This is a genomic window from Spongiactinospora sp. 9N601 (assembly GCF_044326295.1).
GTDB lineage: Bacteria > Actinomycetota > Actinomycetes > Streptosporangiales > Streptosporangiaceae > Spongiactinospora > Spongiactinospora gelatinilytica.
Window position 1 is genome coordinate 531593 of the sequence record NZ_JBIRBB010000002.1, and the last position, 14107, is coordinate 545699.

Here is a 14107-nt window from a genome sequence, read left to right on the forward strand (position 1 = left end):
GGAGCGGTTTCGTTGCTGTTCACCGCTATTACCTGTGCGTGTGAGCAACTATGGTCCGGGCAGGGTCGCCGTGCGCGGCGTCGCACGCGCGACGAACGGACGGCGGGGAATTTGGAGGAACGACCTTGCTCCGCATCAGATTCGGCAAGCCGGCCCTGGGTGCGCTGGCCGGTGCCCTGCTTCTCGCCATTTCCGCCTGTGGCGGCGGTGGCGGGGGCGGTGGCGGTGCCGCGAACACCGGCGCGTCCGGCTCGGGGGCCGCGACGTCCGATCTCAAGGTCGGGCTCGCGTTCGACATCGGCGGCCGGGGGGACAAGTCCTTTAACGACTCCGCGTACGCGGGTCTCATGCGCGCCAAGGACGAGCTGAAGGCCGAGGTCAAGGACCTCAGCCCGGTGGGCGACGGCTCCAACCGCGGCGAACTCCTCCGCCAGCTCGCGGGTGCCGGCTTCAACCCGATCATCGGGGTCGGCTTCGCCTACGCCGGCGACGTGGAGACCGTCGCCAAGGAATACCCCGACGTGCAGTTCGCGATCGTGGACGCCCCCTCCAGCGGCCCCAACGTCACCGGGCTGACCTTCGCCGAGCACGAGGGCTCCTATCTCGCGGGCGTGGCCGCGGCGCTGAAATCCAAGAGCGGGCACCTCGGCTTCGTCGGCGGCGTGGAAAGCGACCTGATCCGGAAGTTCGAGGCGGGCTTCATCAAGGGCGCGAAGGACACCAAGCCGGACATCAAGATCGACAGTAAGTATCTCACCCCGGACGGCGACTTCAAGGGATTCAAGGCCCCTGACAAGGGCAAAACCGCCGCCGAGAAGATGTTCGAGGATGGCGCGGACATCGTCTACCACGCCGCGGGCGACTCCGGGCTCGGCGTCTTCCAGGCCGCCGCGGCGGCCGGCGCGGGCAAGTGGGCCATCGGCGTCGACTCCGACCAGGCCCAGACCGTCAAGGACGCCGCCCTCCAGAAGATCATCATGACCTCGATGATCAAGCGGGTGGACAACGGCGTCTTCGAGTTCGTCAAGTCGGCCCAGGGCGGCGCCAAGGGCGGCCAGACCATCTCCTACGACCTCAAGCTGGAGGGCGTCGGCCTCGCCACCACGGGCGACCACATCTCCGACGTGCAGGACAAGGTGGACGAGGCGAAGAAGAAGATCATCAGCGGCGAGATCAAGGTTCCGGACAAGCCGTGAGATCGTTCCCGCCGGAATCGGGTATTCCGAGCGGGAAGGCGACCGAGGGCCCGGGGCGCGGGCCGGTGTGCTCCGCTCCCCGGGCCTCGCGCTACCCCGCCCCCTGGGGAGCGTTCGCACCTGCCCTGGAGATGGCATCGTGACCGACACCCTGGCCCCGACGCGGCCCCCCGCGGTCGAACTCGCGGGCATCACCAAGCGCTTTCCCGGCGTCGTGGCCAACCACGACGTCGAGGTGACGGTGGCGCCCGGCACCGTCCACGCCATCGTGGGCGAGAACGGCGCGGGCAAGTCCACCCTGATGAAGATCCTTTACGGCATGCAGCGCCCCGACAAGGGCAGCATCCGGATCAACGGCGAGGTCGCCGACTTCCGCACCCCGGCCGACGCCATCGCGGCCGGCATCGGCATGGTCCACCAGCATTTCATGCTCGCCGACAACTTCACCGTGCTGGAGAACATCATCCTCGGCGCGGAGCCGGTCAAGGCCGGCCGGCTGGACCGCAAGGCCGCCCGCGCCCGGATCACCGAACTGTCCGGCGTCCACGGGCTGCGCGTCGATCCCGACCGCCTGGTGGAAGACCTCGGCGTCGGCGACCGCCAGCGGGTGGAGATCCTCAAGGTCCTCTATCGGGGCGCGCGCATCCTCATCCTCGATGAGCCCACGGCGGTGCTGGTGCCGCAGGAGGTCGAGGAGCTGTTCGGCAACCTGCGCGAACTGGTGGCCGAAGGGCTCACCGTGATCTTCATCTCGCACAAGCTGGACGAGGTGCTGCGGGTCGCCGACGCGATCACGGTGATCCGCCGCGGCACCACCGTGGCCAGCGTCTCGCCCGGTGAGGTCACGGCCGGGCGGCTCGCCGAACTGATGATCGGCAGCGAGTTGCCCACCCCCGAGACCCGCGAGTCCACGGTCACCGACACGGTGTTGCTGAAGGTCTCCGGGCTGACCCTCGACCAGCCGGACCGCCGCCGCCTCCTGGACGACGTCTCCTTCGAGATCCACCGGGGCGAGATCGTCGGCCTGGCCGGAGTGGAGGGCAACGGCCAGTCCGAACTGATCGAGGCCATCATGGGCATCCGGCACGCCACCGGCGCCATCACACTCGACGGCGTCGACATTGGCGGCTGGCCGACCCGGCGGCGCAGGGAGGCCGGCATCGGCTACATCCCCGAGGACCGCCACCGCCAGGGGCTGCTGCTGGAGGCGTCGCTGTGGGAGAACCGCGTGCTCGGCCACCAGACCGTGCGGCCGGCCCGCAAGGGCATCTGGATCGACCGCAAGGCGGCCCGGGAGGACACGGCGCGGATCGCGGAGAAGTACGACGTGCGCGCGCCCGGCGTGGACACCCTCGCCGTGGCCCTGTCCGGGGGCAACCAGCAGAAACTCATCGTCGGGCGGGAGATGAGCGGGGAGCCCAAACTGCTCATCGCCGCCCATCCCACCCGTGGGGTCGACATCGGGGCGCAGGCCGTCATCTGGGACCACCTGCGCGACGCGCGCGCGGCCGGGCTCGCCGTACTGCTGATCTCGGCCGACCTGGAGGAGCTGATCGGCCTGTCCGACACCTTGCACGTCATCCTGCGGGGCCGCCTGGTCGCCCGGCTCGACCCCGGCGACCTCACCCCCGAACGGCTCGGCTCGTACATGACCGGCGCCGCCGACGAGCCTGACGAGGCGGGGGCGTCGTGATCGGGGCGGCACTGCGGCGGACGCTGATCACCGCGGCAGGCGTGGTGGTGGCCGTACTGGTCGCCTTCGCCGTCTCCAGCATCGCGATCCGCGTGGCCGGGGCCGACCCCTTCGCCGCCATCGCGGCCATGTTCGACTTCGGCGTGCGGCCGATCGACCAGGTGGACGGCTTCACCTTCTGGATCAACCGGTCGGTGGCGCTGTTCATCGCCGGGCTGGCGGTGGCCGTCGGCTTCCGGATGAACCTCTTCAACATCGGCGTCGAGGGCCAGTACCGGATGGCCGCCCTGGTGTCGGCCTTCGTCGGCGGCCAGGTACTGCTGCCCGCGCCGATCCACCTCACCCTGATCATCGTGGTCGCGATGGCGGCCGGCGGCCTCTACGCGCTCGTCCCCGCGCTGCTCAAGGTGTATCGCGGGGTCAACGAGGTGATCTCCACGATCATGCTCAACTTCGTCGCCATCGGCCTCGCCGCCTACCTGGTCCGCGGGCCGTTCAGCGGCCGGCGCGAAGCGGGCCGGCTCGCCACCGCGACACCGGAACTGCCGCCATCCGGCCGCTTCCCCGACGCGAACTTCCTGATCACCATGTTCGGCCTGCCCGCCCCGCGCGGCGCCGGGCTCTACGGCTTCATCGGGGTCGCGCTGCTGGCCGGCCTGGTGATCTGGCTGCTGCTCGAACGCACCAGGTTCGGCTTCGAGGTCAAGGCCAGCGGCCTGAACAGCGACGCCGCGGTGGCCGCCGGCGTCGATCCCCGGCGCATGGTGATCTCGGCCATGGTGCTGTCCGGCATGGTCGCCGGGCTCATCGGCCTGCCGGAGATCATGGGCCGCAACCACAACTACGGCACCAGCTTCACCGCCGGGCTCGGATTCCTCGGCATCGCGGTGGCGCTCCTCGGCCGCAACAAGCCGGTCGGCATCGCGCTGGCCGCCCTGCTGTTCGGGTTCTTGGACCGGGCGGGCACGCCGCTCCAGTTCGACGGGATCCCGCCCGCCGTCGTCGAGATCATCCAGGGAACGATCGTGCTGATGGTCGTCATCGTCAACGAGGTCACCCGGCGGATCGTGCTGCGCTGGGAGGAACGCAGAGCCGCCGGCCGGCTCGGCGAGGTGCCCGCGGGGGCCGCGGCATGACCGCCACCGCCTCCGTGGCGAGCGTGGGCGCTCGCCGGGTGCGCCGCTATCACCTGACGCTGCTCGGCATCGCCCTGCTGATCGTGCTGCTCTCCCTGGTCAGGGTGCTGACCGGCGACAACGACCTGACCTCCTCCGGCACCTTCGCCGCCGCTCTCGGTTACGCCGTGCCGATCGGCCTGGCCGGGCTCGGCGGGCTGTGGGCCGAACGCGCCGGCGTGGTCAACATCGGCCTTGAGGGCATGATGGTGCTCGGCACCTGGTGCGCCGGCTACGCCGGCTACCTCTACGGCCCGGTCGCCGCCCTGGCCGCGGGCCTTCTGGGCGGCGCGATCGGCGGCCTGGTCCACGCCGTGGCCACGGTGACCTTCGGCGTGGACCACATCGTCAGCGGCGTGGCGATCAACGTGCTGGGGCCGGGCGTCACCCGCTTCCTGTCCGAGGTCCTCTACCGTGACGACAGCGCGGCGGCCGAACTCGGCGGCGGCAGCACGACCTCGCCCACCATGCGCGGGCAGACTCCCGACTTCAGCCTGCCGCTGCTGTCGGACGGCCCCGACTGGCTGAAAAGCCTGGAGGACAAGCACTGGTTCGTGCTGTCCGACCTCGCGGGCGTGCTCGGCGGCCTCACCCGGGACGTGGGCGTACTGATCATCCTGGCCGTGGCGCTGGTCCCGATCTCCTACCTGGTGCTCTGGCACACGCCGTTCGGGCTGCGGCTGCGCGCCTGCGGCGAGAACCCGCACGCGGCCGACTCGCTCGGGGTGCGGGTGTACCGGACCAAGTACATCGCGGTGATCATCTCCGGGGCGCTGGCCGGGCTGGGCGGGGTGTTCCTCGTCTTCGTCACCACCAAGTACGTCGAGGGCCAGACGAACGGGCGCGGCTTCATCGGCCTGGCCGCGATGATCTTCGGCAACTGGCGGCCCGGGATGCTGGCCGGCGGCGCCTCACTGTTCGGCTACGCCGACGGCCTGCAACTGCGCAGCTCGCAGTCGGTCACCGGGCTGTTCCTGTTCGGCGCGCTGCTGCTGCTCTGCTACGCGGCGCTGCGCGTCCGGCGCGACCTCACGGCGCAGGTGCCGTCCGGGGGCTCGCGTTCGTATACGGTCGTGGCGGTGAGCGCGCTCGGCGCGGCGATCTTCTTCTGGCTCTGGCTGACCGTGGATACGCTGCCCAACGAGTTCGTGTTCATCACGCCGCACGTACTGACGCTGCTGGTGCTCTCAGTGGCCGCGCAGCGGCTGCGGATGCCCAAGGCGGACGGCCTGCGTTACCGCAGGGGAGAGGAACGCTGACGTTGGCCGTGGTGGTGGATTGGGCGGCTTTGCGGGAGGCGGCCGTCGAGGCGATGGGGCGGGCGTACGCGCCGTACTCCACGTTCCCCGTGGGCGCGGCCGGCCTGGTCGCCGACGGCAGGATCGTGACCGGCTGCAACGTCGAGAACGCCTCCTACGGCCTCACCCTGTGCGCCGAGTGCGGGCTGGTATCCGCCCTGCACGCCACGGGCGGTGGCCGGCTCGTCGCGTTCACCTGCGTGGACGGCCATGGTGAGCTGCTGATGCCGTGCGGGCGCTGCCGCCAGTTGCTCTACGAGCACGGGGGCGGCGACCTGCTGGTGGACACCGCCGCCGGGCCGAAGCCGATGGCGGAGCTGCTGCCGTCCCCCTTCGGCCCCGGCGACCTGAACCGGGGGGCCTGACATGGACGCCATCGAGATCATCACCACCAAACGGGACGGCGGCGAACTCTCCACCGCGCAGATCGACTGGGTGATCGACGCCTACACGCGGGGCGCGGTCGCAGAGGAGCAGATGTCGGCGCTGGCCATGGCCATCCTGCTGAACGGCATGGGTCGGCGGGAGATCGCCGACTGGACGCGCGCGATGATCGAGTCCGGGGAACGGATGGACTGGTCCGCGCTCGACCGGCCCACCACCGACAAGCACTCCACGGGCGGGGTGGGCGACAAGATCACCCTGCCGCTCGCGCCGCTGGTCGCCGCGTGCGGGGCGTACGTACCGCAGCTTTCCGGGCGCGGGCTCGGCCACACCGGCGGCACCCTGGACAAACTGGAGTCGATCCCGGGGTGGCGGGCGTCGCTGTCGGGGGCGGAGATGCTGGGCGTCCTGCGGGAGGCGGGCGCGGTGGTATGCGCGGCGGGCAGCGGCCTGGCCCCCGCCGACCATCGCCTCTACGCGCTGCGCGACGTGACCGGCACCGTCGAGTCGATCCCGCTGATCGCGTCGTCCATCATGTCCAAGAAGATCGCCGAGGGCACCGGGGCGCTGGTACTGGACGTGAAGGTGGGCTCGGGGGCGTTCATGAAGACCCCTGAACGCGCCACCGAACTCGCCCGCACGATGGTCGAACTGGGCGCGGACGCGGGCGTGCGCACGGTGGCCCTGCTCACGGCCATGGACCGGCCGCTGGGGCACGCGGTGGGCAACGCCCTGGAGGTCGCCGAGGCCATCGAGGTCCTGTCGGGCGGCGGGCCGGCCGACGTGGTGGAACTGACCGTACGCCTGGCCCGCGAAATGCTGTCGGCGTCGGGCGTGTCCGGCGGTACGGCGGAGGTCCTGGCGGGACGCCGGGGCAAGGATCCGGTGGGGGATTCGGTGGGCCGCTGGAGCAAGGACCCGGCGGACGCGCTGAAGGACGGCTCGGCCATGGATGCATGGCGGCGCATGATCGCCGCCCAGGGCGGCGACCCGGACGCCCCGCTGCCCACCGCCGCCGAGACCCACACCATCACCGCCCCGGCCTCGGGGGTTCTGTCCCGCCTCGACGCGTACGCGGTGGGGCTGGCCGCCTGGCGGCTCGGCGCGGGCCGGGAACGCCGGGAAGACCCGGTGTCGCACGGCGCGGGGATCGTCCTGCACGCCAAGCCAGGCGACACCGTCCACGCCGGCTCTCCGCTGATGACCCTCCACGCCGACGACCCCTCCCGCTTCCCCCGCGCGACCGAGGCCCTACACAACGCCTACCAAATCGGCCCTACCACGGCCCCCGACCTCCTCCCCTTGATCATCGACCGCATCACCATGGACTGACCAGGCCCCCGGACCGCTGCGGGCAGTCCCCGCCTTCGGCGGGTGAAATGGTCCTCGCCGGCGCTCGGCCTGCTTTTTAGGGGCCGGGCTTCGCCCGGCGTACGGCATGCCCGCTCTCGCCGCCCGCCGTGCTTGCTCGCGGCCCGGTGTCCGGCATTTCGCGAGCCCGGTGGCTGATCGCCGTTCCAGCACCGGCTAAATCGCGTTGCCCCAAGGACATCGCGCCATCTGTGCCTTTTCCGCCGTTACCCATCCCCGCCCTTCGGGCGCTACCCCGCCTCCGGCGGGCGAATTCGCCCTCGCTGGCGCTCGGTCTGGTCTTTTGGGGGCCGGGCTTTGCCCGGTGTACGGTATACGGTAACTTCGCCGCCCGCTGTGCCTGGTTGCGGCCTAGTGTCCGGTGTTTCGCAGGCTCTTTGGGTCGATCGCCGTTCAAGCACCGGCTGAATCGCCCCTCTCGCAATCATCGCGCTGCCCAGTGCCCCGTCTTCGACGGGTGAATTCGGCCTCGTTGGGGCGGCCTGTTTTTTAGGGTCGGGCTTCGCCCGTCGTACGGCACGCCCTCTCTCGCCTTTACCCACCTCTACCGCCCTTCGGGCAGCGACACCCGCCTCCGGCGGGTGAATTCGACCTCACTGACAAGGGGAAGGGGTGGGCTTCGCCCGGTGTACGGCGTGCAGTGCCTTCGCCGCCACGTCGTGCCGGGCCGCGCCTTGGTGCTGGGTTTCGCGGGCGTCAGGTCGCCGCTGGTATGGGCGATTCCGCCGTGATGTGGCCAGTGTCCTGTCTCCTGGGAGTCTGCGGCAGATGAGGCATTGATTGCGCAGCGTGCTGATCTGTGCGGTTGCGATCTCGGGCCTCACTCGTGCGGGCGAGTAGATCGTGTTCGTCTGGGCTCCCGGGCCCGGAGGCTCAGTTGTTGGTCAGGGTGTGGGCAAGGAGGGGGAGTAGGCGGTCCCAGTGGTGCTGTAGCCCGGACGGGTCGAAGGCGTCAGTGTCGGACATGGTGAAGCCGTGGACGGTGCCGGGGTAGATCTCGGAGGTGTAGTCGACGCCTGCGGTGTCCAATGTCTGGTTGAGTTCGCGGAGAGCTTCAGGCGTGATGTCGGATTCGGCGTGGCCGAGGTGGGCCTGGGCGGTGAGTTTGGCGAGGTTGTCGGGGCCGACGGCGCCGACGGGGGCGTGGAATGCGGCGATGGCCGCCACCTGGGTGGGGTGGGCCACGGCGGTGTGCATCGCCAGGAGGCCGCCGAAGCAGTAGCCGGTCACCGCGACCGGGCCGGTGCTGACCTCGGGCTGGGTGGTGAGGAAGCTGAGGTAGGCGTCGGCGTCGCGCAGGATGTGTTCGGTGGTGTGCGCCTTGATCAAGGGCATCAGGCGGGCGATGATCTCGGGCCGGACGTCTTCTCCGATGTGCTCGGGAAGTTCGATGACCGGTGTCGGGCCGTGCCGGAAGAAGTAGTTGGGGACGAGTACGTAGTACCCGTGCCCGGCCAGTTCGTGGGCCATCTCGCGCAGTACGGGCCGGATGCCGAAGGCGTCCGCGTACATCAGCACCCCTGGGTGCCGGCCGCGGCCATCGGGGAAGGCGGCGAAAGCATCGGCCTGGCCGTCGCCGGTGGGAATCCGCAGAGTCTTGGTGGGCATGGCCTCTCCTGTCGTGGTTGATGCGTCGAGCTTGTGATCAACACGACGGAGGCGGAGCCCGCGTGGCGCTCAGGAGAGCACCGGGTAACCAATCCGTGTGTGGCGCAACGCCGTCCCGGTAGTCATCGGCGCACAGCCTAGCCCACCGGATCAAGGTAACGCATCGGCTGAATATGCTGGAGCTCTGACATTCACGTAAGAGTCAAGATTCGGGAGTGGAGGACATGGTGCGCATCGGTGACCTGGCGGCGCGGGCGGGCGTCAGCGTGCGGGCCCTGCGGTACTACGAGGAGCAGGGGCTTCTGGAGGCGGACCGGAGTGGGTCCGGGCAGCGGCACTACTCCGAGTCGGCAGTCACGGCGGCGGCCAGCTCGGCGCGGGGCACGGACAACCGGAGGCCCAGCCGGTCGAGCGGGGCGAACTCGCCAGTGGGAGGCGTGACAGCGGCAGCGGATGCGGACCCGCCGCCGGTGGTGAGCAGCGCCAGGACAAGACCTGCGCAAAGCATCAGAGCCTGTGCGACCCGCGAAATTTCGCGAACGTCAGGTTAAAACCTGACGCCAACGTCAGAGGCAAATGTGACGGCGGCGAAGTGGCACCGATCACCGGCGGCGCGTATAGAACTGCGGCCGGCGAGGAAATCTAGCGGGGTTCAGGGCCTCCCGAACGCAGATTTCCCAGGAAGGTCCGCCATTCGGCGGTGGTGAAGATCAGGGTGCCACCGTCGGGGTTCTTGCTGTCCCGGATCGCCACGCGCCCGTTCAGGAAGGCGACGGCGACACAGTTGCCATCTGGTCCGCTGTAGGAGCTGATCCGCCAGTGAGCGCGGCCCAGGTCTGTTTCGATCGGCATTGCCACGGCTCCTCTCACTTCAGGCCGCTCAGTTCACTCGCGATGAGGTCGCGAGTCGCCTCGGGTGTCGCGGCCTGTTCGCATAGGCGGTCGAATTGCCGCCTATAACGGTACACATCCCCCTTCGACTCCAGGAACAGGTCGGTCGTGCTGGCTTCGAGATAGACGATCTCGTGATCCTCGTCGGCGAACTGGAGGATGACGAACGAGCCGGTCATCCCCGGATGGGCACCAACGGAGAACGGAATCACCTGGACCGTCATATCCGGGCGCTCGCTGTCATCGAGCAGGCGTCGCAACTGCTCACGCATGATGGTCGGCCCGCCTACCTCACGGCGGAGTACAGCCTCGTCGAGAACTACTTTGAGGGTCTGCGGGGGCTCCCGGCGGGCCTGCCGCTCCATGCGGGCGATCACCCTGCTCTCGACATCTTCTGCGCTCATGTCCGGCGCGCTACCGGCGATCGCGGCGCGGGCATAGTTCTCGGTTTGGAGGAGCCCGGGGACGAAAAGTGATTCGTAGTTGAGCATCCGCATAGCCTCGGCCTCGAATCCGATCAAGGCCGCGTACTGGCTCGGAAGGTCGTCGGTGTTCTGGAGCCAGCCTTGCTGATGGGCGGACTTGAGGATGGCGGTCAGCTCTTTGCGACGAGCCTCGGGTACCCGGTACACCTCCAGCAGCGCCTGGAACGTGCGCCCTTGCGGCTTCGCCTGCGCTACTTCGATTCGGTAGAGAGTCGCCCGATTCATCCCGGTTGCGTCTGCAACCTGCTCGCGTGACATCCCGGCCTGCTCGCGGAGCTGACGCAGCTCTAAAGCGAGTCTCCGCAGGCGAACCGTGGGAACCAACTGCCGTTTGGCCATGCGCTCACCCTAGCGAAGGTTTCGGAGAGTGATGAACACACAACGGTTGCGTAAGCATCGACAGTAGATGCATCATATGTTCACGCACCAGGCTACCTGGCAACGGTTGCGCTCCGCAGTTGATCGAGCACTTAGCGCTTATTGGAGCTATCGGCCGCTGCCGATGTCCCGAAACGTAAGGGAGCGGTCGCACATGACGTCGTTGACGACCTACCGGCGAGAGCGTGTGGTCCGGTTGCTGGACCTGGCATGGGAACTGGAAGCACGCGACATGCCCGTCTCCATCGACCTGCCGCCGCAGGACACGCCCATCCTGCGCGTCGTCGGTGCGCGCGGCTTCATCAGGGTCGAGAGCTGGCACGACGCGGCGGGCCGCTGGTACTTCAGTTGGGGAAGAGTCCAAGGCGCGACCGTCCACGGCACCACGGCCACGGAGACGGCGCGTGCCGCCGAGCGCATCTGCGAGGTGGCCCGGTGACACTCGGAGCCCTGGGCATCCTGGTCGTACCCGGGACCACGCGGGCCGTGGCGGTGGCCCGGCAGTGGGCCTTGCTCATTCTGGAGGCGGAGGGGTGGAAGCGCACCGATGACGCCGTGCTGGCGGTGAGCGAGCTGACCGCCAACGCCGTACGGCACACGTACTCGGGCACATCAGGCGGCCGGGTGACCATCGCGCTCCTCGGCATGGCGGGAGATCAGGTCCGGATCGACGTCATAGACGAAGGGGGGCCGTTGGTTCCCCGGATCATGGAGGAGACCTCCGATGCGCTGTCGGGGCGGGGACTGCGCCTGGTGGCGGAGTTGTCAACGGCCTGGGGCAGTAACGCGCTCGCCGCCGGGCGGTGTGTGTGGGCGCTGCTGCCGATGGACTACGGGCAGCGGGGGCATTGACGGGCGACGACGGCGGAAGGTACCGCCCTGTGCCGAGCCCGGCGACGAGACGGACGGCCGGGGCGGCGGTTCTGGTGGCTTACGCACTCCGAGCCTCGTTCAGGCTGCCCGGCGCTTGACCTCAACTGTGGTTGAGGATCAAGAATCGCTGACGGCGGGCGGTGTGGCCGGATGGGCCGGTCGGAACGCGCCCGCATGTTCTGGATTCGATTTCCTCCCGACCATGGAGATGTTGTCATGACCAAAGTCGTCGTCATAGGCGCCACCGGCAAGCAGGGCGGCGCGGTCGCCGATCTGCTTCTGAAACGCGGTCACGAGGTGGTGGCGTACGTACGCTCGGGGGAGTCGCCGGCCGCGAAGGCGCTGTTGACTCAGGGAGCGCGACTCGCCATCGGCGACCTCGCCGATCCCGATGCGCTTCAGCGGGCATGCACAGGCGCGGACGCGGTTTTCGGCCTGTCGGTGCCGTTCGGCGAGGGTGGCAAAGATGAGGAGGTCGCGCAGGGACGCCTGCTCGTCGATACCGCCGCTCGCCTTGACGCCCACCTGGTGTACTCCTCTGTGCGGGGCGGTGACCGGCTGGTGGCCACCAACGTCGACCACGCCGACAGCAAGCAGCTCATCGAGGCGTACCTGCGCGAGCGGCCGGTGCGCGCGACGGTGCTCGGCCCGGTGTACTTCATGGAGAACGTGCTCAACCTCGGCTTCAGCCGGCTCGGTGATGGCATGCTCGCCAATCCGCTGACGCCTGGCAAGCCGCTCGACCAGGTGAGCGTCCTGGACATCGCCGGCATGGCCGTACACGCTGTCGAGAACCCCGGCGAACTCGTCGGCGAGCGGATCGACATCGCCTCCGATCGCGTCACCGGACAGGAGGCGGCCCGGATTCTGAGCGAGGTGCTCGGCCGGGAGATCCCCTACCAGCAGCTCCCGCTGGACATGGTGCGGCAGTGGGCCGGCGAGGAGGTGGCCACGATGTTCGAGAGCTTCGAGAACAACACCGATTTCCTTGACATCGAGACTCTGCACGCCCGGTACCCCGCCGTGCGCTGGCACAGCTACGCCGACTGGGCCAAGACGGTGGACTGGGACAAAATCCTCGCGGGCTAGATCAGCCTGCACCGGACCGGCGGCGGCCCGTTCAAGTTCGCCCTCGTCGAACAGGGCGGAGGCCAGGCCGTCCATCGTGTTGGCCACGATCAGCTCGCTCTGCGGCTCGGCCAGGACCGACAGCATGCCGAACCTCGCGCGACCCTCCATCGTGTCGGTGTCGATGCCCTGCTGGATCACATGGAGTCCCAGCTTGCGTTCGCGCAGGTCCGCCCCAAGTGCAGGACTGAAGCGCGACAGCCGGTCCAGCCAGGGGTGACCTTCAGGCGCTACTTTGCGGCTGGTGACGCGGCCCGAGCGGGGGCCGACACCCGTGAGGCGTCTGCGCCGTGGCGGGTTCAGCGGCCGGTGGTGCCGTCGATCAGTTCGCGGAGGATGTCGGCGTGGCCGGCGTGGCGGCCGGTCTCCTCGATCATGTGGGTGAGCGCCCAGCGGACGCTGGGCGCGGGGGCGTCCGGGCGGGGCCGGGGGAGGGGAGCGGCGGGGTCGGCGCATCCGTCGAGTACGTCGTTCGCGCGCTCGACCGCCTCCCGGTAGCGGCTGACGACGTCGGCCACGCTGTCCGCCGGGGCGACCTGGAACGTCGCCTGCCAGTTGGTGACCTTGTCTCCGAGGAAGATCGAGCGTTCGACGAAGGTCAGGTGGGCGAGGAGGCCGAGCAGGTTCGTGCCCGACGGCACCGCGGCCGTGCGGACCTGCGGTTCGGGGGCGTCCTCGACCTTTGCGGCGATCGAGGTGCGGAGGTAGTCCAGGAAGCCGCGCAGGGTCTCGATCTCGCTGTTGCCGGTCCGGGGCGGCGGGGTGTCGCGGCGACGCTTGGGCCGGGAGGTTGCGGACATGATGCTCTCCTTCTCGGGGCTCGGGGCTCGGGGCTCGGGGCTCGGGCCGCGGGCGAAGCGGGTCGGGGCGGGCGCGTTGAGTTGGTACGGGCTGCAACGGGGAGTGCAGGTCGGTCAGGGGGTGTGGCGGATGAGGAGGATGTGGTCGATGACCTCGGCGGTGCGTCCGTCCGGTCCGGTCGCGATCCGGTGGGGCGTGTCGGCCCGTTCGATCGTCCATGCCCCCGGGTCCAGGTCGATTTCGGCGGCGACCTCCTGCGGGGCCGGGTACCGGATGTCCGGGTCCTGGTTCCACGACCATGGCGCGGTCGAGCCGTGGTCCACGACCAGCAGCAGTCCATCTGGGCGCAGCGCGTGCGCGGCCGTGCGCAGCACGGCGGCTCTGTCCAGGTCGAAAGGGGTGTGCAGGTACTGGGCGCTGATCAGGTCGAACTCGCCCTGTGGGAAAGAGTCGCGCAGGTCGTGCCGCTCGGCGGCGATCCGGTCGCCCAGGCCGTGTGCGCGGGCAAGGGCGGCGAGCCGTTCGACCGCCATGGCCGAGATGTCGGTGGCGGTGACCCGCCACCCCTGGCGGGCGAGCCACAGCGCGTCGCCGCCGTTGCCGCAGCCGAGGTCCAGCGCGTCGCCGGGCGGCAGGTCCGCGACCGTTTCGGTGAGACGGACGTTGGGCCGCGGGTCGGTGGCGACGGGGCGGGCCGCGTAGACGCCGTCCCAGAACGTGACCGCATCGGTGCTGCTCATCAGCTCTCCTTCACTCGGGGATGCGCCCAGTTTCACCGCCCCGCGCCAGATATGGCATGAATTCTTGCCGTTCTGGCAAGATGGCC

The 14107-nt window shown here is 69.5% G+C and carries 14 protein-coding genes and 2 pseudogenes; 10 read left to right on the forward strand and 6 right to left on the reverse strand.

The features are described from left to right. Positions 1 to 125 precede the first annotated feature (125 nt). The 6 genes from ACH34R_RS06050 to ACH34R_RS06075 all read left to right on the forward strand — a co-directional run bounded on the left by ACH34R_RS06050 (position 126) and on the right by ACH34R_RS06075 (position 7078). Complete coding sequence (locus tag ACH34R_RS06050; RefSeq protein WP_397560278.1) at positions 126 to 1196, forward strand: BMP family protein; 1071 nt, start codon at positions 126 to 128, stop codon at positions 1194 to 1196. A gap of 136 nt (positions 1197 to 1332) precedes the next feature. Further along, on the forward strand, positions 1333 to 2889 hold the full coding sequence (locus ACH34R_RS06055; protein ID WP_397560470.1) for an ABC transporter ATP-binding protein: 1557 nt from the start codon (positions 1333 to 1335) through the stop codon (positions 2887 to 2889). Next, entirely contained in the window at positions 2886 to 4025 is a 1140-nt protein-coding gene (locus tag ACH34R_RS06060) for an ABC transporter permease (RefSeq protein WP_397560279.1), read from the forward strand. The genes ACH34R_RS06055 and ACH34R_RS06060 overlap by 4 nt, the downstream gene beginning before the upstream one ends. Continuing rightward, on the forward strand, positions 4022 to 5323 hold the full coding sequence (locus tag ACH34R_RS06065; RefSeq protein WP_397560280.1) for an ABC transporter permease: 1302 nt from the start codon (positions 4022 to 4024) through the stop codon (positions 5321 to 5323). Before ACH34R_RS06060 ends, ACH34R_RS06065 begins: the two co-directional genes overlap by 4 nt. A gap of 8 nt (positions 5324 to 5331) precedes the next feature. Further along, positions 5332 to 5727, forward strand: a complete 396-nt coding sequence (locus tag ACH34R_RS06070) for a cytidine deaminase (protein ID WP_397560471.1) — start codon at positions 5332 to 5334, stop codon at positions 5725 to 5727. 1 nt (position 5728) lies between these two features. Continuing rightward, positions 5729 to 7078 carry a thymidine phosphorylase gene (locus tag ACH34R_RS06075; RefSeq protein ID WP_397560281.1) on the forward strand — a complete coding sequence of 450 codons (1350 nt, stop codon included), beginning with the start codon at positions 5729 to 5731 and terminating at the stop codon, positions 7076 to 7078. Positions 7079 to 7990: 912 nt separating this feature from the next. On the opposite strand, the gene ACH34R_RS06080 is transcribed toward ACH34R_RS06075, so the two are convergent. Continuing rightward, complete coding sequence (locus ACH34R_RS06080) at positions 7991 to 8725, reverse strand: dienelactone hydrolase family protein (protein WP_397560282.1); 735 nt, start codon at positions 8723 to 8725, stop codon at positions 7991 to 7993. 227 nt (positions 8726 to 8952) lie between these two features. Here ACH34R_RS06080 and ACH34R_RS06085 point away from each other — a divergent pair. Beyond that, positions 8953 to 9081: pseudogene (locus ACH34R_RS06085) on the forward strand (MerR family DNA-binding transcriptional regulator); the annotation flags it as partial. Positions 9082 to 9367: 286 nt separating this feature from the next. On the opposite strand, the gene ACH34R_RS06090 reads toward ACH34R_RS06085, so the two are convergent. Next, entirely contained in the window at positions 9368 to 9577 is a 210-nt protein-coding gene (locus ACH34R_RS06090; protein ID WP_397560283.1) for a DUF397 domain-containing protein, read from the reverse strand. Between the two features lie 14 nt (positions 9578 to 9591). Next, a complete protein-coding gene (locus ACH34R_RS06095; RefSeq protein ID WP_397560284.1) occupies positions 9592 to 10440 on the reverse strand; it encodes a helix-turn-helix transcriptional regulator in 849 nt (282 codons plus the stop codon). A 193-nt stretch (positions 10441 to 10633) separates the two neighbouring features. Here ACH34R_RS06095 and ACH34R_RS06100 point away from each other — a divergent pair, with 193 nt between their 5' ends. The 3 genes from ACH34R_RS06100 (at position 10634) to ACH34R_RS06110 (ending at position 12441) form a co-directional block, all read left to right on the forward strand. After that, positions 10634 to 10918: a hypothetical protein gene (locus tag ACH34R_RS06100; protein WP_397560285.1), complete on the forward strand. Its 285-nt coding sequence runs from the start codon at positions 10634 to 10636 to the stop codon at positions 10916 to 10918. Beyond that, positions 10915 to 11331, forward strand: a complete 417-nt coding sequence (locus ACH34R_RS06105) for an ATP-binding protein (RefSeq protein WP_397560286.1) — start codon at positions 10915 to 10917, stop codon at positions 11329 to 11331. Before ACH34R_RS06100 ends, ACH34R_RS06105 begins: the two co-directional genes overlap by 4 nt. 237 nt (positions 11332 to 11568) lie before the next feature. After that, the gene (locus tag ACH34R_RS06110; protein WP_397560287.1) at positions 11569 to 12441 is read left to right on the forward strand and encodes an NmrA/HSCARG family protein; all 873 of its coding nucleotides are present in this window, start codon (positions 11569 to 11571) and stop codon (positions 12439 to 12441) included. Between the two features lie 66 nt (positions 12442 to 12507). Here the strand turns inward: ACH34R_RS06110 and ACH34R_RS06115 are convergent. The 3 genes and pseudogenes from ACH34R_RS06115 to ACH34R_RS06125 form a co-directional block, all read right to left on the reverse strand. Beyond that, positions 12508 to 12873, reverse strand: a pseudogene (locus tag ACH34R_RS06115) (recombinase family protein); the annotation flags it as partial. Continuing rightward, a complete protein-coding gene (locus ACH34R_RS06120) occupies positions 12780 to 13280 on the reverse strand; it encodes a DinB family protein (protein ID WP_397560288.1) in 501 nt (166 codons plus the stop codon). The gene ACH34R_RS06120 and the pseudogene ACH34R_RS06115, both read right to left, overlap by 94 nt. Positions 13281 to 13394: 114 nt before the next feature. Beyond that, entirely contained in the window at positions 13395 to 14021 is a 627-nt protein-coding gene (locus tag ACH34R_RS06125) for an SAM-dependent methyltransferase (RefSeq protein ID WP_397560289.1), read from the reverse strand. Between the last annotated feature and the right edge of the window lie 86 nt (positions 14022 to 14107).